Annotated in this window: 24 protein-coding genes and 1 pseudogene; 12 read left to right on the top strand and 13 right to left on the bottom strand. The window is 53.9% G+C overall.

The genetic code is table 11. The features are described from left to right. Nucleotides 1–238: helix-turn-helix transcriptional regulator (locus PAT3040_RS28040; RefSeq protein ID WP_146200582.1), on the bottom strand; the 238-nt coding region annotated here is incomplete at its 3' end. A gap of 132 nt (nt 239–370) precedes the next feature. On the opposite strand from PAT3040_RS28040, the pseudogene PAT3040_RS28035 reads away from it, so the two are divergent. After that, a pseudogene (locus PAT3040_RS28035) lies at nt 371–918 on the top strand (SDR family NAD(P)-dependent oxidoreductase). Here the strand turns inward: PAT3040_RS28035 and PAT3040_RS28030 are convergent. Further along, on the bottom strand, nt 900–2,462 hold the full coding sequence (locus PAT3040_RS28030; protein ID WP_108995273.1) for a response regulator transcription factor: 1,563 nt from the start codon (nt 2,460–2,462) through the stop codon (nt 900–902). The pseudogene PAT3040_RS28035 and the gene PAT3040_RS28030 sit on opposite strands and share 19 nt — an antisense overlap. A 66-nt stretch (nt 2,463–2,528) precedes the next feature. Next, nucleotides 2,529–4,313 carry a cache domain-containing sensor histidine kinase gene (locus PAT3040_RS28025; RefSeq protein WP_181376884.1) on the bottom strand — a complete coding sequence of 595 codons (1,785 nt, stop codon included), beginning with the start codon at nt 4,311–4,313 and terminating at the stop codon, nt 2,529–2,531. A gap of 61 nt (nt 4,314–4,374) precedes the next feature. On the opposite strand from PAT3040_RS28025, the gene PAT3040_RS28020 reads away from it, so the two are divergent. From PAT3040_RS28020 to PAT3040_RS27990, 7 genes are all read left to right on the top strand, one after another. Further along, the gene (locus tag PAT3040_RS28020) at nt 4,375–5,718 is read left to right on the top strand and encodes an ABC transporter substrate-binding protein (RefSeq protein WP_146200579.1); all 1,344 of its coding nucleotides are present in this window, start codon (nt 4,375–4,377) and stop codon (nt 5,716–5,718) included. A gap of 158 nt (nt 5,719–5,876) precedes the next feature. Beyond that, complete coding sequence (locus PAT3040_RS28015; RefSeq protein WP_108995270.1) at nt 5,877–8,324, top strand: DUF4832 domain-containing protein; 2,448 nt, start codon at nt 5,877–5,879, stop codon at nt 8,322–8,324. A 47-nt stretch (nt 8,325–8,371) separates the two neighbouring features. Beyond that, complete coding sequence (locus PAT3040_RS28010) at nt 8,372–10,060, top strand: extracellular solute-binding protein (RefSeq protein WP_181376883.1); 1,689 nt, start codon at nt 8,372–8,374, stop codon at nt 10,058–10,060. Nucleotides 10,061–10,150: 90 nt separating this feature from the next. Then, entirely contained in the window at nt 10,151–11,047 is an 897-nt protein-coding gene (locus PAT3040_RS28005) for an ABC transporter permease (protein WP_087572295.1), read from the top strand. A gap of 21 nt (nt 11,048–11,068) precedes the next feature. Next, nucleotides 11,069–11,944 (top strand): carbohydrate ABC transporter permease, encoded by an 876-nt coding sequence (locus PAT3040_RS28000; protein WP_108995268.1) that lies wholly within the window; start codon nt 11,069–11,071, stop codon nt 11,942–11,944. Between the two features lie 33 nt (nt 11,945–11,977). Then, a complete protein-coding gene (gene rbsK, locus PAT3040_RS27995; RefSeq protein ID WP_108995267.1) occupies nt 11,978–12,949 on the top strand; it encodes a ribokinase in 972 nt (323 codons plus the stop codon). Beyond that, nucleotides 12,946–13,902 carry a nucleoside hydrolase gene (locus tag PAT3040_RS27990; protein WP_108995266.1) on the top strand — a complete coding sequence of 319 codons (957 nt, stop codon included), beginning with the start codon at nt 12,946–12,948 and terminating at the stop codon, nt 13,900–13,902. The genes rbsK and PAT3040_RS27990 overlap by 4 nt, the downstream gene beginning before the upstream one ends. 250 nt (nt 13,903–14,152) lie before the next feature. On the opposite strand, the gene PAT3040_RS27985 is transcribed toward PAT3040_RS27990, so the two are convergent. Both PAT3040_RS27985 and speD read right to left on the bottom strand, forming a co-directional pair. Continuing rightward, complete coding sequence (locus tag PAT3040_RS27985; RefSeq protein WP_108995265.1) at nt 14,153–15,022, bottom strand: SDR family oxidoreductase; 870 nt, start codon at nt 15,020–15,022, stop codon at nt 14,153–14,155. 37 nt (nt 15,023–15,059) lie between these two features. Next, nucleotides 15,060–15,863, bottom strand: a complete 804-nt coding sequence (speD, locus tag PAT3040_RS27980) for an adenosylmethionine decarboxylase (RefSeq protein ID WP_108995264.1) — start codon at nt 15,861–15,863, stop codon at nt 15,060–15,062. Nucleotides 15,864–16,322: 459 nt separating this feature from the next. Between speD and PAT3040_RS27975 the strand changes: the two genes are divergently transcribed. The 3 genes from PAT3040_RS27975 (at nt 16,323) to PAT3040_RS27965 (ending at nt 18,947) form a co-directional block, all read left to right on the top strand. Then, on the top strand, nt 16,323–16,994 hold the full coding sequence (locus PAT3040_RS27975; RefSeq protein WP_108995263.1) for a PspA/IM30 family protein: 672 nt from the start codon (nt 16,323–16,325) through the stop codon (nt 16,992–16,994). Nucleotides 16,995–17,012: 18 nt separating this feature from the next. Continuing rightward, nucleotides 17,013–17,528: a DUF4178 domain-containing protein gene (locus PAT3040_RS27970; protein WP_108995262.1), complete on the top strand. Its 516-nt coding sequence runs from the start codon at nt 17,013–17,015 to the stop codon at nt 17,526–17,528. A gap of 168 nt (nt 17,529–17,696) precedes the next feature. Then, entirely contained in the window at nt 17,697–18,947 is a 1,251-nt protein-coding gene (locus PAT3040_RS27965; RefSeq protein ID WP_258235196.1) for an NAD(P)/FAD-dependent oxidoreductase, read from the top strand. Nucleotides 18,948–18,996: 49 nt separating this feature from the next. Here PAT3040_RS27965 and PAT3040_RS27960 read toward each other — a convergent pair whose 3' ends face one another. The 7 genes from PAT3040_RS27960 to PAT3040_RS27930 form a co-directional block, all read right to left on the bottom strand. Next, complete coding sequence (locus PAT3040_RS27960) at nt 18,997–19,389, bottom strand: DUF350 domain-containing protein (protein ID WP_087572304.1); 393 nt, start codon at nt 19,387–19,389, stop codon at nt 18,997–18,999. After that, nucleotides 19,386–20,051: a hypothetical protein gene (locus tag PAT3040_RS27955; protein ID WP_108995260.1), complete on the bottom strand. Its 666-nt coding sequence runs from the start codon at nt 20,049–20,051 to the stop codon at nt 19,386–19,388. The genes PAT3040_RS27960 and PAT3040_RS27955 overlap by 4 nt, the downstream gene beginning before the upstream one ends. Beyond that, nucleotides 20,052–21,248 (bottom strand): glutathionylspermidine synthase family protein, encoded by a 1,197-nt coding sequence (locus PAT3040_RS27950; protein WP_108995259.1) that lies wholly within the window; start codon nt 21,246–21,248, stop codon nt 20,052–20,054. Further along, nucleotides 21,245–21,910 (bottom strand): hypothetical protein, encoded by a 666-nt coding sequence (locus PAT3040_RS27945; protein ID WP_108995258.1) that lies wholly within the window; start codon nt 21,908–21,910, stop codon nt 21,245–21,247. The genes PAT3040_RS27950 and PAT3040_RS27945 overlap by 4 nt, the downstream gene beginning before the upstream one ends. 54 nt (nt 21,911–21,964) lie before the next feature. Continuing rightward, nucleotides 21,965–22,177: a hypothetical protein gene (locus PAT3040_RS27940; protein WP_087572308.1), complete on the bottom strand. Its 213-nt coding sequence runs from the start codon at nt 22,175–22,177 to the stop codon at nt 21,965–21,967. A 239-nt stretch (nt 22,178–22,416) separates the two neighbouring features. Beyond that, nucleotides 22,417–23,568: a DUF4871 domain-containing protein gene (locus PAT3040_RS27935; RefSeq protein WP_108995257.1), complete on the bottom strand. Its 1,152-nt coding sequence runs from the start codon at nt 23,566–23,568 to the stop codon at nt 22,417–22,419. Continuing rightward, nucleotides 23,565–24,140, bottom strand: coding sequence for an RNA polymerase sigma factor (locus PAT3040_RS27930; RefSeq protein ID WP_108995256.1), 576 nt, complete (start codon nt 24,138–24,140; stop codon nt 23,565–23,567). Before PAT3040_RS27930 ends, PAT3040_RS27935 begins: the two co-directional genes overlap by 4 nt. Nucleotides 24,141–24,269: 129 nt before the next feature. Between PAT3040_RS27930 and PAT3040_RS27925 the strand changes: the two genes are divergently transcribed. Next, complete coding sequence (locus PAT3040_RS27925; protein WP_181376882.1) at nt 24,270–25,385, top strand: AI-2E family transporter; 1,116 nt, start codon at nt 24,270–24,272, stop codon at nt 25,383–25,385. 31 nt (nt 25,386–25,416) lie between these two features. Here the strand turns inward: PAT3040_RS27925 and PAT3040_RS39085 are convergent. Further along, nucleotides 25,417–26,003: MFS transporter (locus PAT3040_RS39085; RefSeq protein ID WP_507763379.1), on the bottom strand; the 587-nt coding region annotated here is incomplete at its 5' end.

Raw genomic sequence — 26,003 nt, 5'->3', positions numbered from 1 at the left:
GCGCCGCAAGCTCGTCGGCATGGATGCCGGTCAGGCTTGTTCGATAACCTTCCGTTAACAGCCAGCCTCCCTCCTTGCCCCGTTCGGCGTAGACCGGAACGCCAGAGGCGCTGAGCTCTTCCATATCGCGAAGAATCGTCCGTTCGGACACCTCAAGCCGCTCCGACAGCTCGCGAGCCGTCATTTTCCCTCTATTTTGAAGCAACAGCAGGATCGTTACCAATCGGCTTGCCCGCATAGTGGCCCTCCCTGATTGTAATATGCGCTTATAACTAACATTATATCTCGTTAATCATGACAGAGGTTGTCATATTATGCGATTTATTATAGACGAAGTACAACTACTACAGGATCAGGAGGATAAATGACTATGAACAAGCTGCCTTTGCAAGGAAAAATAGCGGTTGTCGCGGGCGCGACCAGGGGTGCTGGCAGAGGAATCGCTGTGGGACTAGGCGCGGCAGGGGCGACCGTCTATTGTACCTCCTCTTATGGTGGCGGCAGGCAGCGGACTGATCGTCGAGGTGACCGACGGCATCGACTATCGTTACAGGGGCAATCTGTTCTACAGCCTGGCCAAAATCTCTCCCATCCACCTCGCCGAAGCAATGGCTTCGGATCTTAAGGCGCATGGCGTCACCGCTGTCGCCGCAACGCCGGGCTTCCTCCGGTCGGTGGAGATGCTGGAGCACTTCGGCGTCGCGGAGAGCAACTGGCGAGATGCCATCACTAGCGGCATCAAGGATGCAAGAGCACTTTAGCCAGTCGGAGACGCCTTATTACATTGGACGCGGTCTCGCAGCGCTTGCAGCGGCCCCCGATCTAGCGACCTATTCCGGCAAGGTGCTGTCGAGTTGGATGCTATCCGACATGTACGGCATCGACGATGTCTATACGTTTTATTCGATTGTCCCTTGACTCTTTCGATACTCTGCTGGCGTGAGTCCGATCTCCTTCTTAAACACTTTGTAGAAGTATTTGGCGTTATCGTAGCCGATCATGCCCGCAATTCGATCAATCCTATATTTAGTAGACGACAGCAATTGCTTCGCCCGCTCCATGCGCAGTCGTTTCAAGTAATCCTGAAATGTCTCCCCCATACTCTCTTTGAACACCATACTGAGATACACAGGATGCAGGTAAAAGCGTTCCGCAACCTCCTCCAGCCGAATCGGCTGTGAATAACGTAAATCAATATAATGTTTGACTTGTCCGATCTGCCCCGCGGCTGTAGGCAATAAAGCAAGCACACGCTCGGATATCGTTCTAACCAACTCGGTAAACTGATGTTCTAGCTCCATCGGATCCATTGCTTGTCGCATAGATGTAATGAGGCCGAGATCATCATCATTCATCTCATCTTCTCTCTCTTGATTGTCGACTTTTGCGATATCGCGCGCAAGTTGGACGCAATACTGCTTCGCTTGGGCAAGCGTTGCTCCATCTAAACTACGAATATATTTGAACAGCTCTCCTGTCATATAGAGGGCTTGCTGGACATGTCCAACTTCAATCTCATATAAGAGATCGTCGCGGCAAGGCCAGCACCCATCCATTTTCTTATAGACAGCTCCGCTTTCCTGGAGAAGTCCCGTCCACTGACCGAACGGTCGATGGTCTAACAGGCTCCAAGCCTCTCGATATGCCATACGAAGCTCCTCCAGCTTACCATATGAGCGGCTTGCCGCTCCTACTGCCTCACCACCGGACCGTCGCACCTCTTCGATCGTTTGACTCAGCATCGTACGAACCTTCTTTTCCGCTTCCATTTGGCTTCCAATGACGATTAATGCCGTATCCGTCCGCTCGGGATGAGGTAATCGAACGATGTACTCTCCCGTCGACCCAGACAGCGTCCGATCAGCATCTTCCACGTTCGGAAACAATCTGGCATGACTGTCCGGCAGAGTTAATAAACCTACGGCAAAAGAGTTCGCACCTAGCAGCCCCTTAATCGTGGCAGAACGGTATTGCTTGGTCAGCGATTGTAGTTGCTCGTCTGCTCCGCCCCTGCATAACCACGCCGACAATCGCTCGCGATCCATTTCCAACTCCCGCTCCTGATCGCTCTTTCGTTTATTTTCTTTCTCTCTATGGAAGTTGATCGCCTTCTCCAGCGCGGCATGTAATTCTTTGTTATCGAATGGCTTTAGAATATAGTCAATGACGTTGGTCGCGATGGCTTCGCGCGTATATTCAAAGTCCGAAAACCCGCTGATGACGATCAATGCCGCATCCGGCTTCTGTTCAGACAAAGCGTGGAGCAGGGAAATCCCATCCATTGCAGGCATACGCATATCGGTCAACACAATGTCCGGGCTTTCCCGCAGCGCCAGATCAAGTCCTTCTTCTCCGTCCTCTGCTTCGCCCACCCAAGCGAGCGGCAGACCGAGCGACGCGATTTTTTTGACGATGGCTCTGCGGATTAGCGACTCGTCGTCGATCACGACATATCGATACATGTATTCGTTCTCCCTTCCTGAAGCAAGCTAGCCCAACATCAAGATCATAGTTCGCCAAGCCAATGTCTAACCGTTAACATTGGGGAGACGGAGGCGAATCGTCGCACCCTTGCCCTCTCCGGCGCTATACACCTCGAGTCCGTAAGGTTCGCCATAATAAAGCGAGATACGGGCATGGACGTTATAAATGCCGATTGATCTGCTGTCGCCGGATTCAGCACCCAACTGCTCGAATGCGGGCGGTCTGGCCAGCATCTCCCTCAGACTAGCGAGCTTGGACTCCTCGATGCCAGCGCCATCGTCGGAAACTTCGAGCCAGGAGCCAGTCTGATCTTCCCCGCTTGAGATTCGTACGATCCCTTTCCCTTTCTTGGCCTCGAGACCGTGGTATAAGGCATTCTCCACGATGGGCTGCATAAGCAGCTTCAGCATCGTCATATTCTCCAGGCCTGGCCTGATGTCGATCTCGAGACCGACCTTGTTGCCGTAACGGTATGACTGGATTCGCATATAATTGCCAACATGCTCTAATTCTTCTTGCAAGGTTACTTCGTCGCGATTGAGTTTAATGCTGTAACGAAACATATCCCCGAGCGCCTTGGACATCTCCGCGATACTATCGACATCTTCCAATTCTGCAATGCTATTGATCGTCGCGAGGGTGTTGAATAGAAAATGCGAGTTAATCTGTGCTTCGAGTGCCTTCATTTTGGCGGACATGGCAATGAACTGACTATGATAGCGCTCGTGGATCAGCGTATCGATTTTCTTAAGCATATTCGCATATTGCCCGTACAATATGCCGATCTCGTCCGTACGGGATTTATAGCGCTCAAGACTCGTCTGCTGCTGCAATCCCTTGTCGTAGTTCTTCATCAGGACGGCGATCCGGCTGACGGGCTTCGAGAACGTATTGGCAATCCAGAGAGACAACGCGATAGCAACGAAAGCCCAGCATGCGCCGAACCCGATCGCGAATGTCCGTGTCGATTGCACTTGCTTCGCCACCGAAGCCAGCGAAACGGAGATCACCATGCGCCAGTCATAAGAGGAAAACGTGTCATACACATAAAGTCTGTTGTCTCTTTTGTCGAGGCTGCTGCCGCTCGCCTCCCTTGGAACAAAGGAGGTGCCCTCGCTGGAATAGGTTTCGTAAAGCCTGTCGCCAGTCGGGCTTAGGACAGCGATGTGCTGGTCATCCAGTACGCCGTTTCTTAGCTCATCGAATAATTTCACGCTGCAATTCATCAGAAGTACGCCAATCCGTTCCTTCGTCCTCGGATCATATAGGGCACGCGAGAAAGTAATCGACATTTGATCGGACAACAGGAACTTCTGATATCCCGTATCGCTGACGTAGATCCCTCCTTGACGTTCCAATGTACGGTTATACCATTCCGAATCGCGAGGGACATAATCAAGCTGCAGCTCCGAGCCCTTAGTGCTTGCGAAGACAGTGTCGTCCTCCGCAAACAAGTACAAGCCCTCGATATAATCGTGGCTTAGCAGCAAGCTCTCTGTCGCCGTACGAAAATCCCGGTCATTACGAAGCCGCTCGTACTCACTCACGGAATCCGGGACGAGATACCGCTTAAGAAACGACAAGGAGTCGTCGGCCCCGGCTGTCTGTTGATAGGCAATATATTCCGAGACGCGGCCGATTTCCTCCAGCTGGTTGGACATTCGGATCATGGAGCGTTCTAGTACGTTAGCCGATACCTCTTGTACTTGGCGCTCTACTAAAGAAGCATAGTTTCTTGAGGTAACGACGACAACAACGACGATCGGAATTAACGAAATTAGCAGTAACGCGACTAAAAGCCGATTCTTGAGTCCCCATGCAAATCTCATATTGCATCTACTCCGTGAAAGCGTTTTTTTGTATAATTGTAGCATACATTCAGAGAATGGAGTGAGCACAATACCTATCTATCGTTCCCTCCCTTTGTTCGTCTTGACGTTGTTTGTTCTATTATCAGGCTGCAGTGGAGAACAATCAGCGGAGACGCACCCAGACGCACAAGTGTCCGTTCGTTATATGCATATGGGCGTTGCCGATGATAATGAGGATAACAATCAATATGTCATGCGGCAATTTCCATATGCCATTGCGCAGCGGTTTCCCGGCATTGCGCTGGAATCCGACATGCTGCCCGAGGACCCCTATACAAAAACATTGCTTGTCCAGTTATCATCCGGCGAAGGGCCCGATTTCTTCGAATGGTGGCCGAAACGCCAGCTTGAGGAGCTGGTCGCAGCCGGCTATTTGCAGGATTTGACCGGCATGGACATCCTGGATCGGTTCACATCGGATTCGCTTGAGGGCTTTACGGTCGATGGGAAAGTGTACGGCCTGCCGAAGGGACAGAGCATCATGGCGACATGGTACAACAAGGAGCTGTTCGAGCAGCAAGGCATCACCTCCTTCCCTGCGGATTGGCCGTCCTTCCTCGCACTATGCGAGAAGCTTAAGCTCACAGGAATTACGCCAATTGTTATGCCGGACAAGGACCGCTGGTTTATCCAATTCGGTCTCTATCAGCTCGCAGCTTCCCTCGTCTACTCCGAGTATCCCGACTTCGACAAGGAGCTTCTGGAGGGAACCCGCACGTTCGCCGACTCCCCTTGGCGGGAAGCACTGACGAAATATAAGCTGCTGTACGACAAAGGTTACATCGCCGCCGGCTCCCTGGACGTCGGCGCAGCGCAGGCGACTGCACTGTTCACAGAAGGACAGGCCGCGATGATGTTCAACGGCAACTGGGACCACGCGAGATTGACGGCCAGCGGCAAGGACGCGGACAAGCCAGGCGGGGACGACCAGAGCGCCGGCAATCGCGGCGCGGCGGCGTTCGAGATCGGTTTCATGCCGCTGCCGGGCAATGAGCCCGGTGAACCGCTGCTTCTGTCTGTCGGACCCGCGGGCGGTACCGTCATCAACGCCAATACACGGTATTTGCCCGAAGTACTGGATATTCTCGCCTATCAGTACGACCCGGCTTCTCCACTTTACGAGCTTTATAAACAGAACTACGCCGTATTCCCTATGTATAAGGGAGAAGACCTTGGCATCCCCGAGTTCGACGACTATACGAAGCTAATGACGGAACACGACTCAATTTACTTTAGCAACCAGGCTTGGCCTGTCGGCGTAGCGGATGTCTTATGCAGCGGCTTCCAGGACTGGATAGCCGGTCATGGAACGGTCGACGACATTCTTAACGCGATGGACAAGAAGCTGGATTCGCTGCGATAAGTTTTAACGCTCCGATGCTAGCCTCCTTTCGCCCTCTTCATCCAGTAGACCAGAACACCTTAAAATAGTGCACTCAAACACTCCTATAATGATGGCTGTAAGCATGTAAGGGCTTACGGCCATCATTTTCGTTTTCACAAAAGAGAGGAGGGTTTGAGTTGGGCAATCGATTACGAAAAACAGCTGCACGGAAAACCGCCGCATTCCTGCTCTGCGCGACGCTGGCGGCGCAAGGAGGCGCTACCGTTGCAACCGGAACGGTCGCCGCATCTGGTACATCTGCCATACAGTCGGAGCTCGTGAGCGTCGCGCCTGTACAGACGAATGAGGTGCTACACAATCCTGGCATGGGCTGGGTGCTCATCGACAATGCGATACCCGGCCACTTAGACGCCGGACGCACGGGTACTTACCCCGAGGTCGACAATGTTGCTGTTTTGACCCATTGGGGAGAACTGGAGCCAACAGAAGGCGTGTACGATTGGTCGCTGCTCGACGATTCAATCGAGTATTGGGCGAATTTGGGTAAGCGCATCCATTTCCGTATCTCTACGGACGCCATGATGATCTCGGGCTACGGATACGCGAAGAGCGTGCCGGAGTGGCTGTTCCAGCAATACGGAGTACCTTACCAGGAGCGGTTCGATCAAGGTTATACCTTCAAGCTGCCGGATTATACGAACCCGGTCTTCATGGAGAAGCTGGAGACGTTCCTCGAAGCGTTCGCGGACCGGTACAGAGATGACCCCAGACTCGACATCGTCGACCTGAGAGGGTACGGCACCTGGGGCGAGTGGCACAGCGGCCACGACTTCGACAGTTATGCGGAGCGAATCTCCACGCTTCGAGCCATTATCGACAAGTGGTACGCAGCATGGAACGGGGACAAAATACTCGCCCTTTCCAACTCCTACGAATGGCGAAGCGAAATGACGCCGACCGTGAACAATCCAGCTTCCTATGAGGAATATATGAGCTGGTCCGCGTTCGATCACGCTTTGACCAAACCAAACCTGACGTTCCGCAGAGACGGGGCCGCCGGCGCGCTGCGCGAGTATGACCGACAGCTGTTGGAATCATTTTTCCGCAGCAACCGCAGTCTCCCACTCATCGCGGAGTTCTTCGGCGGATACGGCTACTACGTCGGCAATGGCTCGGGCTACACGCCGGATTCGGCCCTCGAGGAGGCGCTTCAGCTCCATCCCAATTACATCACCATGATGGGACACGACGGCGACTTCGGCGCAGCTTCCTTCTACTCGGAGCGGCCCGATCTCATCGATGAGGGCAACAAACGAATGGGCTATCGGCTCGTCATTAACCAAGCGCAATTCCCTTCTGCCGTCCAATCCGGCAGCGCGTTTGAGCTTCGGCAGCTCTGGTCCAACCTTGGAGTTGGCCGCAGCTACAAGAATTACCCGCTTAAGCTGTATTTGACGGACAGCAGCGGCGATACGGTCTGGAGTGCGACGGACGAGAACTTCGACATGACGGGGGTCGTGGCGGGCGAAGTATACGAGACCTTCTCATCCTTCGAGCTGCCGACATCGATCGCTCCCGGCGAGTACGACGTCCGCGTCGCATTGGTTGACGATCAAGGCAATCCGGCGATACGCTTCGGCATCGAGGGACGCGACTCCGAGAACCGATATTTGCTCGGCAAGCTGAACGTGGAGAGCGGCAGCGTGACCATGCCGCAGGATGACTCCATCCGCGATGCATTCGAAGGGGGCTCCTTCGCTTCCTCCCAATATGTTGGCGGCTTTCAGGGACTCGGCGTCGTCACGAACCAACCGGATAAAGTTGTGGACGGTAGTTATTCGGCTTATGGCAGCGCCCCGTCGACGCAGGACTGGTCCGAATTTCTGTACAGCGATACGGCTAAGATCGCACTGGAGCCCGGTACGACATACACCGTCTCCTTCCGATACAAGGCAACTGCTACCCCTGGTCCGAACGGCTTCTATTATTTCCTTGCCCGCACCGGCAGCGGCAGCTTCGCGCATGACAAAGGTTTCACGACATGGCGAGACGACTCGGGACTGACCCGAACCAAGACGGTGACCTTTACGACAGACGAAACCTTCCAGGACTACTATCTGATTTGGGGGCTTCGCTCCGGCGGCGCGATCTCGATTGATGACATCGTCATTACGAAGGAGTTGGAGGCGGTCCATGATTCGTTCGAGTCCGGCGGTCTCTCAGCCTCCCGATACGAGCTCGGCACGGGCCAGACAGCCGGCAGCCTGAGCGGTGCCGCAGGTCTGCATGGCGATTGGTCAATCTCCTCCGTATCGGACGAACGAAACTTCCTGTACAGCCGCAAGAACGTTCTCAAGCTGAAGAAGGACTCTGTCTATCTCGTCACCTTCAGGTGGAAGCCGCTTGCTACGCCAAGCGGAGGAGGTTACTTCCGCTTCGGGGCAGAGTCGAAAAAATCGGGAGCTGCTCCAAGCTTCGTTCATCGCTGGTACGGGGCTTCCAGCCAGGAGGGAGAATCCCGAACCTATGTTGTCCGCACAGACAGCTTCAAGGATTATCGTCTTGTCTGGGGACTCAAAGGCGGAGACATCGCCATCGACGACATTAGCGTCATTAAACTTTAACCATACCAAACGTTATGAACATACCTAACTTACGGAGGCGATTCACAATGATCAACAAACGTACGCGTTCCTTTGCGGCTTTACTCGCTGCAAGCGCACTCATCCTGTCCAGCGCATGCTCATCCGGCAATAACAACGAGAACGGCGGCAACAGCACTTCGGCTCCTGTAGATAGCAACACACCAAGCGAATCCTCCACTCCGGCGGCAAACATTGATCCGCTAGGCAAATACGATCCGCCTATCGAAGTATCCGTCGTCGGCACAACGGGCTCGAATGTACTGTTCGCAGAAGGCGAGAGTATCGACGACAATATCATGACCAAAAAATATCTCGAAATACTAGGAATTCAGTTCAAAAACGAATGGGTATCGGATGCGTCACAGTCCTTGGAGAAACTGAATCTTGCTATTAACACCAATAACATTCCCGATATTTCCAAGGTCGACTTAAACCAGCTAAGCCGCATGATCAACCAAGATCAAGTTGCGGATTTAACAGAAGCCTACGAAACTTATGCCTCCCCGCTGCTGCGCAAATCAATGGAATACGGCGGAGGCACCGGCTTCGCCCCAGCCAAGAAGGACGGAAAAATTTATGGCATGCCGGTTCCGAACGACTATTACGAGAACGTGGCGATCATGTACATCCGCAAGGATTGGCTGGAGAAGCTGGGCTTGCAACCACCAAAGACGATCGATGAGCTATACGAGGTGGCAAAAGCATTCTCGGAACGCGATCCAGATGGCAATGGAAAGGCGGATACGTATGGCATCGCGCTCGACAATGCTCTCGGCATGGCCTTCGACGGCGTCTCCTCTGCCTACAAAGCTTATCGCGCAACCTGGGTCAAGGATGACAGCGGCCAGCTCGTCTACGGCAGCATCCAGCCGGAGATGAAGGAAGCGCTCGCCAAGCTGCAAGATCTCTACGCAGCCAAAGCCATCGATCAGGAGTTCGGCGCCAAGGATTGGGGCAAGACGGCGGACGATGTGGGAGCAGGCAAAGGCGGCATCTACTTTGGAGCGTTCTGGCAGCCGCTGTATCCGCTATCGACGACGATGTCCCATACGCCGGATTCCGACTGGAACGCCTACCCGATTCCGGTGTCGGCGGACGGCAGCCTCATGCCGAAGCGCCCGAACAACGTATTTAGCTGGATGGTCGCAAGCAAGGATATGGAGCATCCTGAAGCGCTCATCAAATCGATGAACCTCTGGGCGGAGATGTGGATCGAGGGTGGACAATACAACGATCTGTTCTACAAGGACATCCAAGGAAGTCCGCAATACGCAGGCAAGGAAATCCACCAGTACGCCAAACCTTATTTCTTCGACGATCCCGGCAAAAACATGGTCATTGGCGGGCAATTCAAAGAAGCCGCTGCCAAGGATGACGGCTCGCTTGTGACGCATCCCGACGGCGTATGGAAATGGAATGCCTACAAAAAAAATGAGCCTAACGGCTGGGCGTACTACAAATATTTGCTGGAGTCAGAAGGCGTGCTGGCGCAATATGGCGACAGCTTCGTACACGAATCGTACCTCGGCGCACCAACGGAGACGATGACTAAACGTCAAGCCAGCCTGAACAAGCTCGAATTGGAGACGTTCACCAAAATTATTATGGGCAAAGCGGATATATCCGAGTTCGACAAATTCGCAAGCGACTGGAAGTCGCTCGGCGGCGATGACATTACGAAGGAAGTCAACGCATGGGCCTCGGCACAGCAATAAGGATTTAAGCTAGCCAAATAGGGCGGGAGAAAGCGGACCAAAGCTTATTCCCCCGCCCTATTATCTTTAAGTAATCGCGGAGGGACAGCCATGAAAATAAACAAAAAGGATCTTACATTTTTCCACTTGCTGGTCGCCCCCGGCGTTCTCGTATTGCTGCTGTTCTCGTACCTCCCCATGTTCGGCATCGTCATCGCCTTTCAGAACTTTAATCCTTCGAAGGGCTTCATTTTTTCGGAATGGGTTGGCTTTGAGCATGTCCGTTTCCTCTTCGAGCTGCCAGATACGATGGGAACGATCCGCAATACAATCGAAATCTCACTTATGAAAATCGTAGCGGGGCTCGTCGTGCCTGTCGTGTTCGCGCTCTTCCTTAACGAAGCCAGAATCATGTGGTTCAAACGAACGGTACAAAGTCTCGTGTACCTCCCCCATTTTCTCTCGTGGGTCATTCTGGGAGGCATCCTGGTAGACGTTCTATCTATCAACGGCGGCGCGTTCAATCAGGCTTTGCAGTCTGTAGGCATCCCTCCGATCTTCTTCTTCGGGGATGAATTTTGGTTTCGTATCATGATTGTTGTGTCAGATGTCTGGAAAGAATTCGGCTTCTCTACAATCGTTTACCTAGCCGCGTTGACCGGTATTAATCCGGCCTTGTACGAAGCAGCCGCGATCGACGGGGCAACCCGCTGGAAGCGGACGCTGTATATTACGATTCCAGGCATTCTGCCTGTCATCGTGCTCATGTCCACACTTAGTCTTGGCAATGTATTGAACGCTGGCTTTGACCAAATTTTCAACTTATACAATCCGATGGTTATCAGCTCTACAGATATCATCGACACCTATATTTACAGGATGGGCTTGATTCAAGCGCAGTACGGCTTAGCAACGGCGATCGGACTCATCAAATCAGTGATCGGCTTTGTCCTGATCGTCATCTCCTACAGACTTGCCAGCCGCTATGCAAACTACCGTATTTTCTAATTATGGATCGGGGGTATTCTCATGAACGGACGGCTGAACAAACTCCAGCCCTTCGATATTTTCAATTACGTTGGTCTCGCCCTCATCTCGTTGCTGTGCCTCCTCCCTATTTGGCATATCGCCATGGTATCGCTTAGCGGAGAGGGACCGGCTTCCAAGTTCTCGGTCGGCCTGCTTCCCATCGAATTTTCCATGGACTCTTATAAAACGATTCTCCAGATGGGCAAGTTCTGGGACGCCTTTGGTATGTCCTCGCTGCGCGTATTGGTCGGCGGCCTGCTGAACTTCCTCCTGACGATTATGCTCGCTTATCCGCTGTCAAAGGAAAGCTCCTACTTCCGCGGACGCAATATCTACATCTGGTTCCTTGTGTTCACGATGCTGTTCAGCGGCGGTCTCATTCCGATGTACATGATCATCAACGAGCTGAATCTGATCAATACGATCTGGGCGCTCGTGCTTCCGGGAGCTGTACCGGTATTCAACGTCATCTTGATGGTCAATTTCATGCGGCAGCTGCCCAAAGAACTAGAGGAAGCCGCGCTGGTGGACGGGGCGTCTCAATATCGTATCATGACGAGTATCTTCATCCCGCTGTCTATGCCAGTCATCGCAACCGTTACGCTGTTCAGCGTGGTCGGGCATTGGAATTCCTGGTTTGACGGATTGATCTTCATGAACGACACTGCGAACTACCCCTTGCAGACCTATCTGCATGTTGTTCTCGCATCCCGTAATCTGATTAATGCGGACCAGCAGACGGTCATGGCATCGCTGACGAATCGGAATTCGATCTCGGCCCAAATTATATTGGCATCGCTGCCGATTCTCGTCGTCTACCCCTTCCTTCAGCGCTTCTTCATTCATGGAATCGTAATGGGATCGGTCAAAGAATAGACTATTTAGCAGAGCAGGATAGGAGAGAGATACATGAAATCCATATGCGTTATAGGAAGTTTAAACATCGACTTAGTAGCCGCCGTAGAGCGCTTCCCGCTCCCAGGTGAAACCCTGACATCCGTCGGTTATTCCACCTTCTTTGGCGGCAAGGGAGGCAATCAAGCTATCGCGTTAGGGCGTCTCGGGGCAAACGTTAGCATGGTGGGCAAGGTCGGCGGCGACATTCACGGCAGCGACTACATCCGCCACCTGCGCATGAACGGCGTAGATACGGCCGGCATTCGGGTCGAACAAGATGCCGCGACAGGTACGGCGATGATTCTGGTCGACCCCCAGGGAGAAAACCAGATCATTATTTCACCTGGAGCTAACGGGCTGCTAACACCCTCTGACATCGACGAATGTTGGGAGCAGTTGCTCGAAGCGGACATTTTCTTGTTCCAGCTGGAAGTGCCGATCGGTACAGTCGCTTACGCAATCAAACGGCTGAAAGGAGCTGGCAAGACGGTAATTCTGGACCCCGCTCCAGCTTCCCAATTGCCTGACGCCATCTTCAAATATATCGATTACATGACGCCGAACGAGACGGAAATCAAATATTATGCAGGCCGCCATCAGCAATACGTGCTGCAGTTGAAGGAAGCCGCGAACATCCTGCTTCGCAAAGGCGTGAATACTATCGTGGCGAAGGCCGGTGCCGACGGCGCATATCTCATCCGCGATGTCGATTTGCAGCATATCGCTGCGTATCCATCGGAGCCCGTTGATACAACAGGCGCGGGCGATTGCTTCAATGCCGGCTTCGCCTATGCGTTAGCCACAGGAAGCACGCCCGAGGAGGCTGTCGGCATAGGCAACGCCGTCGGCGCGCTCGCGATCCGGCAAGTCGGAGCCCAATCGGCCATGCCGTCCAAGAGCGAGCTTGATACCTTTCTAAGACAGCAAGCTCTGCTGCGGCTTCCCGCCGTCCCGGCCATGCTAGAAGGAAGTGACAACCGATGACGACAGAAGCGAAGCCAGCATTCTATATGCTTGCCGAGGGTCCTGTTCCCATCATCCTGGATACGGATATCGGACCGGACTGCGACGATGCCGGCGCCGTAGCTGTCTTGCACGCTCTGCAGTCTGAGGGGCAGCTTCGCACGGTAGGAATGATGCATAACACATCAAGCCCGTGGGGAGCCGGCTGTCTGGACGCGATCAATGTGTACTATGGCCGAGACGACATCCCGGTTGGCACATTAGAAGCTCCCGGTTTCCTAGTAGGAGAGCCATATGAGAAATACAATCGACTTATTGCAACGTCATGCCACAACCGTTATCCCGAAGGACGGTCTGTACCAGACGCCACATCCCTCTATCGCCAATTGCTTGCAGAAGCGGAGGACGGGAGCGTCGTCATCGTCGCGATCGGTCCGCTCATTAATCTGATGCATCTGTTGCTTGCAGACGTAGACCCAGAAGCTGACGCCGTCTCACGGCTTACCGGCGCGGAGCTCGCCGCGCTCAAGGTTAAGCATCTCATCGTGATGGGCGGCCACTTCCCTGCGGGAAAGGAATGGAACTTCGAGATGCATCCGGGGTCCGCCGCTTATGTTTGCGCCAACTGGCCCACGTCTATCACCTTTACCGGCTACGAAATAGGCGCCGCCATTCCTACCGGAGCACGGCTGCTCGCAGAAGCGCCAGATGAACATCCCGTGCGCCGCAGCTACGCCGCCCACCTCGGGGAGGAACCGACGCGACCGAGCTGGGATCTAACCGGCGTGCTGTATGCCGCCCGTGGAGCAGCTCCATATTGGGATATCGTGCGCGGACGTATCATCGTTGATCCGGAAAGCGGCGCCAACGGTTGGATGGATGATCCCTCCGGACCGCACGCGTATTTGGTAGAGAAGCAGGCCCCGGCATCCATTGCCGAGCTGCTTGAGGAGCTGCTCGTTCGGGAGCCGTAGGCCAAGACGCCGCAAGATATGGATCATTCCGCGACGAAGGCAGATGCCAGCCAATTATCCAAGGTGAAACGGCTACGACGTAAGGCGAAATGATATACTCCCATATACGCAAAAAGGGTTACCTCCTCCACTCCCGCCTGCTGACAGGTGGTGGATGAGGTAGCCCTTATTAGTTTCAAGCGACTTCGTTGGTCACGCCGGCAACTGCACGAGCAGCGCCCTCTACCTTGCCTGCGGAGCTGGCGGCTACTTAGCCGTTTACAATTTCGCCGCCGTTAATGTGCAGCATTTGCCCCGTCATGTAGCTGGAGTCGTCGCATGCCAGATAGACGTATGCGGCGGCGAGCTCGAACGGCTGCCCGGGACGTCCCATCGGCGTGTCGGAGCCAAACTCCGATACACTCTGCGGGTCGAATGACGCAGGAATGAGCGGCGTCCAGATCGGTCCCGGCGCAACGCCGTTTACGCGGATGCCTTCCGCCGCAAGATTGGACGCGAGCGCGCGAGTAAATGAGACGATCGCTCCTTTTGTGGAGGAGTAGTCGATCAGCGTCGGATTGCCTTTGTATGCGGTAATCGATGCTGTATTAATGACTGCGCTCCCCGATTTCAGATGCGGTAGCGCCGCGATCGTCAGGTAGAACATGCTGAACACATTCGTGCGGAATGTGGCATGAAGCTGCTCAGCCGTAATATCCTGCAGCTTCTTCCTTACATGCTGCTCGGCCGCATTATTGACCAGAATGTCCAGCTTGCCGAATTCATCAATCGTTTGCTTCAAAACATCCTTCGCAAACGCTTCGTCTCCAATATCGCCAGCGATCAGCAGGCAACGCGCTCCGAGACCCGTTACGATTTCCTTCGTCTTCTCGGCATCACCGTGCTCGTCCTTATAGACGATACAAACCGAGGCGCCCTCCTTCGCATAGGCAACGGATACCGCTCTGCCAATGCCGCTGTCCCCACCCGTAATAAGAGCCACCTTGCCCTCCAGCTTGCCGGCTGCCTTGTAATTCAGCGATTCGAACGCCGGCAATGGATTCATTTGCGATTCAATGCCCGGCTGCCGCGATTGGTTCTGCGGAGGGAGCACCTGTTTTTTAGTCGTAGAAGAAGTCATATTCGCACCTCAATTCATTTTATTGGGTATCTCTTGGTCATCTTCCAATGTGATAAAAAATCTCGTCCATCTCCGTCTTGAGGCGTTCCGTAATTTCATCCTGTTCCTCTTTGGACAGAGAGTCTTTCGTATAGCCGAATAAATAATTGTTCAAGTCGAACTGCTTGAGCCTGCATTTGGTATGGAATAGATTCTCCTGATAAATATTGACGTCGATCATATCGAACTGACGGCCTTCTTCCTCCGGAATATAGTTCTGGATGGAATTGATCTCGTGGTCTATAAACAGCTTTTTGCCAAAAATATCGCGAGTGAAGCCCCGCACCCTGTAGTCGATCATCATAATGTCCGTGTCGAAGGAGTGAATGAGATAGTTAAGCGCCTTGAGAGGCGAAATCTCACCGCAGGTAGATACGTCGATATCCGCACGGAACGTGCTGATGCCCTCGTCTGGATGATATTCGGGGTACGTATGTACGGTGATGTGGCTCTTGTCCAGCGCCATGACGACCATGGAAGGCAGCGGCCCCGGCGACTCCTCGAACGATTCCTCCGACACTTCCACGATAGGTCCTTCCGAGACGAGAATGGTCACGCTTGCCCCCTGGGGGACGTAATCCTGCTTGGCCACATTAAGCACATGCGCTCCGATGATGTCGGCCACTTGGCGAAGGATCGACGTCAGACGGTCCGAGTTGTATTGCTCGTCAATATAAGCAATGTACGATTCCCGTTCCTCGCGCGTCTTGGTGTAACAGATGTCGTACATATTGAAGCTGAGCGATTTGGTCAAATTATTGAAGCCATGCAGTTGGATCCGCTGCTCATGCGTTAACGTCATGCCTATTCCTCCCTCCTTACTCTGTCTACTATCTCCTGATCTTCGTTCCCTCATTCGACATTCTGTCGAGCGGTTACGAACATCCGGGACGGAGATATCACCGACGATGACCTGAAGTTTCGCTCAACTTAGAGCTCGGGAATTGCAGCTGAACTTGAACCATGCACCCTACTTACCCTCTAATGCCACTGCTTAAACGCCAGCGGGTTTCTTTAATCGCAGATAGCGGCAGCCGCGCATCTCCCCTTGCTCACAAAAAAACATATTTCTACTCTCCCATCAATCCGATGAAACGTATTATAATGATATTGCGTATAACTAGACATCCAAGGCGAAACGGCTGCAACGCCCTTTGGCTAAGCGGCTCGTTTTATTCCGGGAAATATAAGGCACGGTATAGAGAAAAACTTATACTTTCTTATATTTCAAAAAAAAATTAAAAATAATGGAGGTTATCACATGTCCTTGTTCAAAAGATTGCGCGACCTGACTCTCTCCAACGTATACTCCCTGATTGAGAAAGCCGAGGATCCGATCAAGCTGACCGACCAATACATTCGCGATATGACGGAGGATCTGCAAGACGCCGAGAAAGCCGTTGCTTCCCAGATCGCTCTCGAGAAAAAGTTCAAAAAGCTGTACGAAGAGCAGGAGGCGCTGTTCGTCAAACGTTCCGAGCAGGCTCAAATCGCCGTTCAGGAAGGCAATGTCGACCTCGCTCGCCGCGTGCTCGAAGACAAACAATCCGTCGAGAAAAAGATGGTGGAATACAAAGAAGCTTTTGCGGACAACCAACTGCTTGCCAACAATCTCCGCGCCAAGCTGGATGAGATGCGCAAGCAACTGGAAGACATGAAGAACAAACGCGAAACGCTTGTTGCCCGTTACCAAGCGGCCAAGACGCAGACGCAGATCAACAAAACAATGTCGGGCTTCGGCTCCGGCACAGCTGCGGCAGGCATGAAGCGCATGGAGGAGAAGATGCTCCAGGCGGAAGCTATGGCGGAGGCAACTAACGATCTGGCTGCATCCAAAGGCAAGTCGCTCGACGACGAGTTCGCCAACCTTGGCAAAAACAAAGCGGTCGAAGACGAGCTCGCGGCACTGCTCAAGCAATACGAAAAAAACTAAGAATCGACGGTTGACGATATGAGCATATTCAAACGACTGAAAGGCATCATGAAGCGTCCGGAACCGCCGGTCGCGGCTCGCAGCATTTTAGCGACCGGCCCCGGCGACATATGCGAGGTATCCCTCGTCACTTACCATGTGATCGGCCGCGTCCTGAGCAGCCGGCGCCGCACGACGATGCTGACGCTGCAGGATGGCGCGGAGCTGAGCTACTTGCTCGTGGAGGAACGCGAGACTAATGCCTATTCGTTTTTTTCTCCCATCGACGGCAGGCTTGACAGTATCACCGAAGTGCCTACGACGCTGGATTTGGACGGACGCACGTATCATATGGAGGAGCATTACGCCGAGTATGTCACAACGGCCGGCAAGACTCCCTTTATGCAAGGCGGCGAGCAATCCGTCTGGCGTTACCAGTCCGACGACCGCAAGCTGCTTCGCGTCGAATGGCTCGACGGACGTTTTATGATCTACGAAGGCGAATCGGTGCTTGCTGCCGACGTTGAGGTGCTAGAAGGCAAGCCGACGCCGTAGAATGTTTTATCCCACTTTATTTTCCAAGCTCTCTTTCCAACTAGGATGGAGAGCTTTTTGTTTGCAGATTTGCAGCTGATGATGCGATGACGATCGAGCCGACGTCGCTTCTAGCGCTATATGACAAATGGGCTATAATAGAAAGAGAATGTCGGAAGGGTTGCGGCTATTATGAAATGTATCGTTATCGGAGCGGGGATCGCGGGAGCTTCTACGGCTTATCATCTGGCAAAGCTGGGAGCGGAGACGCTTATAATAGACAGGAAGGACAAGGGACAAGCGACGGATGCAGCCGCAGGCATCATCTGTCCTTGGGTATCCCAGCGGCGCAATGCCGTCTGGTACCGCTTGGTCAAAAACGGGGCGAGTTTCTATCCTGGCCTTATCCGCGAGCTCGAAGAGCTTGGCGAAACCGAGACGGGTTATTCCCGCGTAGGGGCCCTTCATTTGCGCCAAGAGGCGGAGAAGCTCTCCGCGCTGGAGTCGCTCGCCCGCAAACGCAAGGAGGACGCTCCCGAGATCGGCGAGATTGATCTGTGCGACGAGGAGATGACGCTGTCGCAGTTCCCTCCGCTAGCGGAAGGCAGCCGCTCTGTACGAATCAGCGGAGCGGCGCGCGTCGATGGTCGAGCTCTCAGAGATGCTCTGATTCGCGCAGCGGTCAAGCTTGGCGCGCATTGCCAAGAGGGTAGCGCCGCGCTTGCCTTCGAAGGCAGCCGGGTTATTGGCGCGACTATTGCAGATGCAAGGCCAGTCCATAATGGCTTTGAGGCAGCTCAAGATACCTTGGGGTCTGCAACCGGCGAGGGAGTCGTCGATCCACCCGAGACCGCAAGATGGAATCACGGAAGCGGATCTCATCCCGAGCAGGCTCGTTTTGTCGCTGCCGACGTGGTGATCGTATGTGCCGGCGCTTGGGCCGGACCATTGCTGCAGCCGCTGGGCATTACGATGCGAGTCAGCAGGCAGAAGGCGCAGATCGCCCATCTCCGCCTCCAAGATCGGTCCGACACAGGAAGCTGGCCGGTAGTTATGCCTCCCTCCGACCAATATATGCTCGCGTTCGACGGCGGCAAAATCGTAGTTGGCGCCACTCATGAAAACGATCCGGATGGCGATGATACAAGGGTGACTGCCGGGGGCTTGCAGGAAATTCTGAACAAAGCGCTGGTTGCCGCTCCCGGCCTTGCCAATGCCGAGCTTGTTGAGACGAGGGTCGGCTTCCGCCCGTTTACACCGGGGTTCCTCCCCGTCTTTGGGGCCGTCCCAGGCTGGGACGGATTGCTAACCGCGAACGGACTAGGCTCGTCGGGATTGACAGCCGGCCCTTATCTGGGCTGCCAGCTTGCCCTATTGGCTCTCGGACGCCAGCCGGAGCTGGATCCTGCCGATTACGACGTTCGATCGGCTATAAAATAACAACAACGCCTCGGTTGCTGCCGAGGCGTTGTTGTTTGGATAAGAAGCTCTAAATAATCAAACTGCTGATGGCGAACGCAAAGCCCAGATAAACGCAGAACAACATAATGCCCACGGCTACGTTGCCCTTTACCAACTGATCCGATACTTTGAAGCCGGGAGTAAACAGATCGAAGATGAGATAGGCTGCAAGCAGACACACATACCCGATTGCAAACCATAATATCATGAACCAGATCGATGAGTTCGTATACGCCGCAACCCCGAGTACGATCGCCGTCGAGATGAATTTCCCGCCGAGCGCGAGGCCGACGGCGACGTTTCCTTTGCGCAGCTCCTCCATGTCCTTAAACGGCGTAATCCAATTAAATACGACCATCCCGATTAACTGCAAACCGATAATTACGATAACGCTAACGACAATATTAAAGACGACCGTCAATTGGCCCACCCCCGAAATTTTGCATACGCCAGATCATAATCCGCGAAATCATGTACTTCCTCCAAATAAACGTTGACCGTCTTCGCCTTGGCGAGCGCATCGTAACGCTTATCATCGATCGGCTGCTTCATCCGGTTGCCCGTAGGCAGCTCCACGACGGCAAAGTTACGTACTTCTCCGTTGTATTCCGTCTTATAGACGCCGACCAGATCAACCTCTGTAGTCAGCAGCAGCTTCAAATTATCCATATCGGCTTTCGCCGAGTTCTCATCCTTAAACGTCTTGATCGTCCGCCAGGCGGACAACCGGATCTCGTTGCGCTTCTGGGCATCCGTTATGATCTCGGCGTCCATAAATTGCAGGCCCCAAATTTTATCGCCCGTTGCATAATTATTGTCATTGGGCATAAGCGTATTGTCCGGCAAGATGGTCATGTCGCTGCCAATCAGATCGCCGACCGTCCCTTCCACGATCTTGTAGTCCCACGGCACTTGCGCCACGTCGCTGACCGTCGATGAATCCGTCGACGAGTCGGTATGAAAGACGGACTTGGTGTCCGTGGAACAGCCCGCGAGGACCAGCGCAAGCGCCAATACCGGAGCCGCCATGAGTATGCCAATCTTTGGTCTCCGCCTTTTCTTTATCACGTGTTGCTCTGTCATCTATCTCACTCCTATCGGGATATAATGGCTAGTATTCCCCGTGATGGGACCGCCTCCCCGTCCCAGCAGGCCGCAGGGCTGGCCGTTAATGACGAACATGCCGATGAGCAGATGCAGCTCGCCGCGCGATGTATGCACGGTCGCCAGCTTTGCCCGCTTCTGGTATACCGTCGGGAACAGCACGCTTGTATCGTAGCCGTCCTGATCCTCCAGCTCCAATCCCCCCGACTCGTCGAACAGGCGCACGGAGCCGCCCTCCCGCCCGAACATGGACTTGGATACGTAGCTTCCGTCGAAGACGGGTTTGTTGTAAGTAGGCAGGAGATAACTCCCGATCGCATTCCTTTCTTCTTCATCAAACAATTGCCCAAGCTCATACAATCCCCAAACGACGGCCATAAGACCTTTCGTCTGCAGCAGGATAGCCGGCGGCAGGTTGAACAGCTTCAGCTTCCCGCTCTCGATGGAATAAGCCAAAGCATCTCCGCCCTCGTCCACCGCCATCCATTCCTTGGGATACAGGGCGAACATCCGTTCAATGACGCGTCCTCCGGCATCCTTTAGTTCGCCTTCATCCACGTACAGCTCCAGGCAGTCTCTGCACGCCACGTCCAGCCCGCTATGCCGGACTAACGCTTCGATCGTGCCGGAGTCCTCCGCATGCTCTCCATAAGCGACACATGCCGCCGTATCCGGACGTTCCTCGCCCCATGCGGCAGCGACAAGCTCCTTCATCCCGGCGTTGACCGTATCCACTCCAGCTTCCCCGCACAGCCAAGGCGTCGCGATGGAGGCCTCCACGTATCCGGTCGGGGTGTCGGCATTTAGCTCCAGCAGCTTGATCGTGCCGTCTTGATCAATGGCGAAGTCGAACCTTGCATACCGGCTAATAAATCCGGGCTCGGGCAGCGGCGTGCCGTCGACCATCTCCCATAGGATGGAGGGGATGCCAATCAACTCGTAGATGCCATGATTGCCATGTATATGACGAACCGCCTTATCAAATACGCGCCATAACATGACGGAAGCTTGGCGGAGCTCCTCGTACACTTTCCGGTCGAGCGCGACGATCTGGTCGATCCAATATTGTTCATCCTCGATATCCGCCCAGCCGAAGCCAAGCTCTTTTAACGCATCGACTCGTGCAGCTCGATCGGGATGAGGCTCTGTCAAAATCTCGAACGCCGGCTTCGTCATCCGCCGAACCCGCTGCTCTTGCCGCTCGACGTGCTCTTGGAGCCCGAGGAGCTCAGACTGCTGGACTTGCCTCCGATGCCGCCAGGCGAAGAAGATGTCGAACGTCTTGTAATCGTGCCGCTCGTGCTGGAGGTTTTAGGCTTGACCGACGTGCCGGCGACTTGTTTGTTCTGGAACGTGTCGCTGGTATAGCTCTTCGGCGTATACCGGGACTTGCTCGTCGAATAATAAGCCGGACGATTCTTATAGTAGCCGGACGACGAGTAGCTGCCGCCGTTATTAAAGAGCAAATGATATAAGAGCAAATCGTCCCAGCCAAAGCCGGAACCGTAATGATGGATGACGGCCGGGGAGTTTCCTCCGCCGCCGCTCGAATCGACAGGCTCTTCTTCTTTCTCCTCCAGCGACGGCATAGGCAAACTCCAGTCTACGCTCGCGTCGAAGTAGGCCTTAACCTCATCGGACGACCAGGATACAAGTTTAGGCTGTTCGCCGCTTGTCGTCGTTGCTCCCGTAGCGGATACGCCCGTAACTCCGAACACGGAGCTTGCGAGCAGCGCAATGCCGAGCGATGTGGACAATACTTTGACCGGCTTGCCTTCGGATGTAAATAACCGCGGCGAAGCCGGGCTGCCAGATTGTTGCTTCTCTTCGTGAGTCAATTCTCTCTCCTCCTCCTGCAAATGCTGCTATTGCTTCTTTCGCTTCCGTACAGCTTAGGACTGCATCGGGACAAGCAGCAGCTCCAGGCTGCCCAGGTCCACGTTCAAACGCCCTTCGATCGTCTCGTATTCGCGATCGCCGACGACGATATAATTGACATGCTCCAGCGCGGTAATCATATTCTTCGACCAGACTCTCTCCTCAATCTTGCGAAGCTCGCCTGTTGCCATTTTCTCCATTAATACCACATTCAGACCTTGTTCCACGATAGTGGCCTCCTTCGATTGTAGCTATTGCGAATTTGATTATACCTTATTACGAGATGCCGCGGCAGATGTTTCACGCCAAAGGAAGGAAATGTGCGATTCAAAGTGAAACGGCTTCGGATGCATGAGGTGAGTTTTATTGCTATGTGGTCAAAACAAGGTGCCCAAGCAATCATCGTTAAATGATTGCTTGGGCACCTTGTTTGGCCATCGTGAACTTGTTTGCACGTACGAAAGTGTTATTCATTCCGAATGATATTCTGGATCGTGTCGTATATATCAGGATATACGGTCTCGCTTGCATTAACGTAATTGAGCACGATCTCCGCCCCGCCTGTATGTCTATATACTCTAATCGTTCTGCCGGAACCGATATCGGTACTCTCTCCGATGATCTCTAATAATTCTGCAAACGTCATCTCCGGCGTTACTTTCTTTAATTGCTCCGTCGTCACCGATTGCGCCTCCTGAGGCATTACTTCGACGACGATGCTCTCCATTAATCGGCCTCCAACGAACGGAAGAAGACGCCACACTCCCGGTTCGGGCAGCGCCATGCTGCTGGGTAAACTGGCATCGGCATCATTAATAGCCCCGCCAAACCTTAGCCCCTCAATGACGGAAATCATTTGCTGCGTTCCCTGTTTAACCGCCTTCACTTCGAAGCTGCCTTCCAGCTCCGATGGCGCGCCCCATGCATGCCACATATATTTGTTAGGTTTCCTTGCGACAAATCCTGGATCGATAAAGCCGATCTTCCCCTCGATCCCCCTCATCTCGTAGCTCCCCGACGTAAATGTCGGACTTGGCGTCCAATCCGGTTCGCCGACTTCAAGCACGACGCTCGCGTAGTTGCTGCCGTCCAGCTTCACCTCATATAGCCAAAGGCCGCCTATCGGAAGTGCGCAACGTACGACGTAACGCTCCATGTTCAACTCTGCTGAACTCGGCTCGCCCACAATAAACGGAGCAAGCGCCGTTACCCGTTCATTGGACCCCAAATGGATGGCTTCGATGGCAAGCTCCTTGCCTACGATTTCTTTTTGCACCAGCTTGGCGAAATGAAAGAGATACCCATACTCGCGGCCTGCCTTTAATTCCGGGTCTGGAAAAACCTGGAGAAGCAGCTCATCTCCCTTGTAATAAGCGTTTCTAGATTCCAATCGATCGGGATCAACAGTCCGGCCTATCATGTTCGGGACATAGAACAAGCCAAACAGAATCAGGATCGCCGCTGCGCAAACGAACGCGACTGACTTGAACTTCGGTCCCTCGCCCCTTCGCTTCCCGATTCGCGAACGTACGGCTCGCTTAATCGTTTCGTCGAATTGCCTGTCCGGGAACGGGTTTTCTTTTAGCGCGTTCTGCCAATTCGATTCGTTAGCCTTCATCCTATTTCCCCCTCGTCTCGAGAAACATCCAGCAGCTTGGACATGCTTTGCTTGGCTCGGGACAGTCTCGATTTGACCGTACCTTCCGCTACGCCCAGTACAGCGGCAATCTCAGCCATGGACATCTCGTAGTGATACGCCATAACCAATACTTCGCGGTGCTTGCGTTTAAGCTTTAACACCTTTGCCCAGACAGCCCCTGCCTCCATTCGATCCATGACAACCTGTTCCGCCGAAGAGGTCTCGCCGGAGAGGCTTCGGTTCAAAGAATAATTGTCCATCGCCCTGACTTTTCGGAAAAAGGCGCTGCGAAGGTAATGCAGCGACTTGTTGCGCGCGATGCCGAACAACCAGCTTTTTACACTGGACTCGCTTCTGTAAGCGTACATCCCGTCATAGGCCGCGATAAAGGTTTCTTGAGCAATGTCGTCGGCTGCATCCCGCCGGCGGGTCATGAAATATGCGAAGCGCCAGACCTCTTCTCCGTAAGTCCCCATTAACTCTTCCAACACTTCAGTCCGATCATAGCCCGGCGCAAGATAACGCAAATAATGTTCGCTCAGATCGCTCACCTAGGATCACCTCTGCCTATATGTTCCCTCTCGCATACGGAAAGTTCCTTTTTTTCGTCATGGGATGTTTGGAATGAGTACCGTTCGTTTAACAATGATAAAAAGACATTTGCAGGGGGTGCGCGCGCTATGACGCAGCGACAACATATATGGTTTAGAAGACTCGCCGGCGCGATAATGGTGATGCTCCTGCTCTATCTGATCCATCTGAACCGGGGGCTGTTCGCGCCGATCGGCTCTATCTTTAACGCATTGTTTTTCCCGTTCGCCGCTTCGGTCATCATGTATTACATGCTCCGCCCCATCGTAGGTATGCTAGAAAGGCGAAAAGTACCGCGAGGTTTCGCGGTACTTCTCGTCTATCTGGCATCGGGCTTGCTGCTGACCATTATCGTGCTGACGGCGGGACCGTTCCTGCAATCCCAGTTCCTCACCTTCGTGGAGCAGGTTCCCGAGATGGTAAAGTTCGTATCGAACGGCATGGAGTCGTTAAAAGAAAGCCAGGAAACGCTGTCGCCGGAAATCCGCGATGCGCTGCCGAATGTCTCGCAGGATCTCGGCGCCGAATGGAACCGGTACGCGTCTTCCATCGCGAACAGTCTGGTCCGGGCCTTCGGCTGGATGAGCAACGCGCTCGTCATGTTGAGTCTCGTGCCGTTCATCCTGTTCTACGCCTTAAAGGATGGCGATCAATTTTCGGCGAGGCTGCTGGAGCTCGCTCCGACAAACAGACGCGCGCGCGTTGCCGCTATGCTGCAGGAGTTGGATGAGACCATCGCTTCTTTCATTCGGGGCAAAGCGGTCGTTTGTCTCATCGTCGGCATCTTGCTGCTTGCAGGTTATGCCATCATCGGACTGGAATACGCGCTTGTGCTTGCCGTCATTGGCATGCTGGCGAATCTCATTCCGTTCTTCGGTCCGTTTATCGGAGCTGCCCCTGCCGTGCTCGTCGCCTTGTTCCAGGATCCCGTCAAAGCGCTGTACGTCGTATTGATTACAGTCCTGGTTCAGCAGATCGAGAACAATCTCATCTCGCCGCAAGTGATGGGACGCACGCTGGACATTCATCCCGTTACCGTCATCGCGCTTATTTTGGCGGCGGGTAGCGTGACCGGCCTGGTCGGCATCTTGTTCGTCGTGCCGGTGTATGCCGCGGCCAAGGTTATCTTCCGACACATTCGCGCCATGGTGGCGGAAGGGGATAACGTCACTTCCATGGGACCGAGCGACGTTGGCCCGCAGTAATACTCCTGCGCCCCGCGAATCCCGGTATGCTCTAGCGGATTCGCCGCGCGATGGCCAGCAGATAAAGGAGGAACGCGGCGCAGACGAAGCCGATAAAGCCGAAGCCGCCGAACAGATCCATACCGGAAGCAAAGTAGCCGAAGCCGATCCCCGTTGCGACCAGCGCGGCGTTTAGGCCGAGCGACTGGAACGAATCGATCGTCGCGCGCATGCCGGAATCGATTCGGTGATGCAGATACCCCGCAGCCAGCGGCTCAATGACGCCCGCCGCGACACAAACGGCAAACAAGGCGATCAAGCCGGTCCAATCCCGCGCCAGCGCCAGGTATGCAAAGCCTGCCCCAAGCACAGCAGTAATAAGAATAAGCAGCGTTCCCAGCTTCATGACTTCCTTTAGCTTATAGGCGATCAGATTGCCTGGCAGCCGCGCGAAGAACAAGGCCGCCGAGAACATACCAAAGGCCGCTACGGGAATGCCATGCCTCTCCAAATAAAGCTGCCAGAACTCGTCGACAAAATTGATCGCCGCGCCCGTCATGATGCCGGTCAGAATGACGGGGTAGATGCCGGGATGCCGCCGGAAAAACGCAAGCGATTCCTTTACGTAGACGGCAATCG

Source organism: Paenibacillus agaridevorans, from assembly GCF_003112455.1.
GTDB lineage: Bacteria > Bacillota > Bacilli > Paenibacillales > Paenibacillaceae > Pristimantibacillus > Pristimantibacillus agaridevorans.
The sequence above is the reverse complement of the archived record's forward strand: the minus strand, read 5'-3'. Positions and strand labels throughout refer to the sequence as shown.

Coding starts and splice junctions, on each gene's coding strand:
- PAT3040_RS27935 (WP_108995257.1), bottom strand. CDS start 23,568: ATGAAGGCTAACGAATCGAATTGGCAGAACGCGCTAAAAGAAAACCCG.
- PAT3040_RS28000 (WP_108995268.1), top strand. CDS start 11,069: ATGAACGGACGGCTGAACAAACTCCAGCCCTTCGATATTTTCAATTAC.
- PAT3040_RS27975 (WP_108995263.1), top strand. CDS start 16,323: ATGTCCTTGTTCAAAAGATTGCGCGACCTGACTCTCTCCAACGTATAC.
- speD (WP_108995264.1), bottom strand. CDS start 15,863: ATGACGTTAACGCATGAGCAGCGGATCCAACTGCATGGCTTCAATAAT.
- rbsK (WP_108995267.1), top strand. CDS start 11,978: ATGAAATCCATATGCGTTATAGGAAGTTTAAACATCGACTTAGTAGCC.
- PAT3040_RS28010 (WP_181376883.1), top strand. CDS start 8,372: ATGATCAACAAACGTACGCGTTCCTTTGCGGCTTTACTCGCTGCAAGC.
- PAT3040_RS27990 (WP_108995266.1), top strand. CDS start 12,946: ATGACGACAGAAGCGAAGCCAGCATTCTATATGCTTGCCGAGGGTCCT.
- PAT3040_RS27955 (WP_108995260.1), bottom strand. CDS start 20,051: ATGACAGAGCAACACGTGATAAAGAAAAGGCGGAGACCAAAGATTGGC.
- PAT3040_RS27970 (WP_108995262.1), top strand. CDS start 17,013: ATGAGCATATTCAAACGACTGAAAGGCATCATGAAGCGTCCGGAACCG.
- PAT3040_RS27925 (WP_181376882.1), top strand. CDS start 24,270: ATGACGCAGCGACAACATATATGGTTTAGAAGACTCGCCGGCGCGATA.
- PAT3040_RS27985 (WP_108995265.1), bottom strand. CDS start 15,022: ATGACTTCTTCTACGACTAAAAAACAGGTGCTCCCTCCGCAGAACCAA.
- PAT3040_RS28030 (WP_108995273.1), bottom strand. CDS start 2,462: ATGTATCGATATGTCGTGATCGACGACGAGTCGCTAATCCGCAGAGCC.
- PAT3040_RS28005 (WP_087572295.1), top strand. CDS start 10,151: ATGAAAATAAACAAAAAGGATCTTACATTTTTCCACTTGCTGGTCGCC.
- PAT3040_RS27950 (WP_108995259.1), bottom strand. CDS start 21,248: ATGACGAAGCCGGCGTTCGAGATTTTGACAGAGCCTCATCCCGATCGA.
- PAT3040_RS28025 (WP_181376884.1), bottom strand. CDS start 4,313: ATGAGATTTGCATGGGGACTCAAGAATCGGCTTTTAGTCGCGTTACTG.